At 45.3% G+C, this 623-nt stretch carries 1 protein-coding gene; it reads right to left on the bottom strand.

Annotation, left to right across the window (positions count from 1 at the left end; translation table 11 throughout):
* Window positions 1–84: 84 nt before the first annotated feature.
* Window positions 85–516, bottom strand: coding sequence for an IS200/IS605 family transposase (gene tnpA / locus ACO0LI_RS30625; protein WP_422952231.1), 432 nt, complete (start codon window positions 514–516; stop codon window positions 85–87).
* Window positions 517–623 lie beyond the last annotated feature (107 nt).

Genomic DNA, 623 nt, shown 5'->3' with positions numbered 1-623 from the left:
AATTAAATTACCTCCGGCAAAGCCGGAGGTTTATTGCTGGGGCGCCTCAAAGGCGCTGGTAACCCTTGAGCCGCCTAAAGGCGGCTACAGTCCCAATTTCATTTGGTCGTAACGCTCATCTTCCTGCTCTTGATTCCGGATGTAAGCTCGAACCATTTCTTCATCTAGTCCCACCGTTGAGACAAAATAACCTCTTGCCCAAAATACTTCTCCTGTGAAATTCCTTTGCCTCCCACCAAAGTGTCTGGCTATCGAAATTGCACTCTTGCCTTTCATGAATCCCACAACGTTTGACACTGAATACTTTGGCGGAACGCTCAAACACATATGAACATGGTCAATCATTAAGTGACCTTCTACTACGCTGCATTCCCTTTGCTTGGCCAACTCCCGAAATATTTCCCCAAGATGCTTTCTCAACGCCCCATAGATCAACTTCTTTCTGTATTTCGGAATGAACACTATATGGTACTTACAATCCCACCTCGTATGACTCAAACTTTGATACTCTTTCATCTTGAAACTCCTTCTTTTGGTAGAGATAGAAGTTTCAAACCGACCGCCGTATAGGTCAAACCTTGAGGAGTCCCCCGGCAGAGCCGGGGGATTACCTTATTTATTTA

It is taken from the genome of Undibacterium sp. Tian12W (genome assembly GCF_049339405.1).
In the GTDB taxonomy this organism is placed as follows: domain Bacteria; phylum Pseudomonadota; class Gammaproteobacteria; order Burkholderiales; family Burkholderiaceae_D; genus Undibacterium.
Note: the sequence above shows the minus strand (reverse complement) of the source record. Positions and strands in the feature narration are given on the sequence as shown.

Coding starts and splice junctions, on each gene's coding strand:
- tnpA (WP_422952231.1), bottom strand. CDS start 516: ATGAAAGAGTATCAAAGTTTGAGTCATACGAGGTGGGATTGTAAGTAC.